The following is a 745-nucleotide window of genomic DNA, read 5'->3' as shown; positions in this document are numbered from 1 at the left end:
TCAGAAAAACCATCGATATCGTCTTGGATGCGTCCTGCTGCTGGTGTCATATTCGATTCCATGTGGGTACCAACTTCCTTAATTAGAGTTATGAAGTTGTCTCACAACAGTTTGACACAGGGGGGATGCCTCGGCACGCACTTGCAGATCAAAGTCGCTCAAGGTCTCGCGAAGCAGGGGAATAACACTTCCCGGTTGAACTACGACAGTGCAAGCGCGGCAGGCCGCTGCTCTGATATGCGCGGTTTGCGATTGCAAATAAACCTGCAACGGATTATCCAGATGTGTAAAGGCAGTCCTGCCACGAAGCGACGCAGCGCGCAAGACACCTACCTGGGCAGCAGGAGCGGCGTTGATTGCCGACCAACGCTTAGCAATCTTTATGAAGTAGTCCGAGGGACAGGCGGCGAGCGCAGAAATGACCCCACGGATCAGCTCATCCGGACGTCGACACATCAATTTGAGCACGTCATCCTGCATAACAGTGTTCTCAGATCGAACTGCGAGCCATGTGCAGGTGAATATCTCTCCCGGTTTTTGCCAACGTTCCAAGGCTGCGACGGAGAGGTCCCATCCCGTTGCGCCAGCAACTGTCAATCCGCGTAAATGTGCCTCAAGCAACGTAACCAATCACCTCCCCGCAGACAATTTTTCTGCCTGGAAACTCAGTTCAATGTATGATGTGCAATCTTGTTAAAAAAGCCCACGCCTCTCACTGATTTCGACCTGCGCCAGATGGATGAAG

The 745-nt window shown here is 52.2% G+C and carries 1 protein-coding gene; it reads right to left on the bottom strand.

Features of this window, described 5'->3' with window-relative positions; translation table 11 throughout:
* Window positions 1-78: 78 nt before the first annotated feature.
* Complete coding sequence (locus F1735_RS36060; RefSeq protein ID WP_222853185.1) at window positions 79-552, bottom strand: hypothetical protein; 474 nt, start codon at window positions 550-552, stop codon at window positions 79-81.
* Between the last annotated feature and the right edge of the window lie 193 nt (window positions 553-745).

This window comes from Massilia genomosp. 1 (assembly GCF_011682185.1).
Classification (GTDB): Bacteria; Pseudomonadota; Gammaproteobacteria; order Burkholderiales; family Burkholderiaceae_D; genus Telluria_A; species Telluria_A rubra.
Note: the sequence above shows the minus strand (reverse complement) of the source record. Positions and strands in the feature narration are given on the sequence as shown.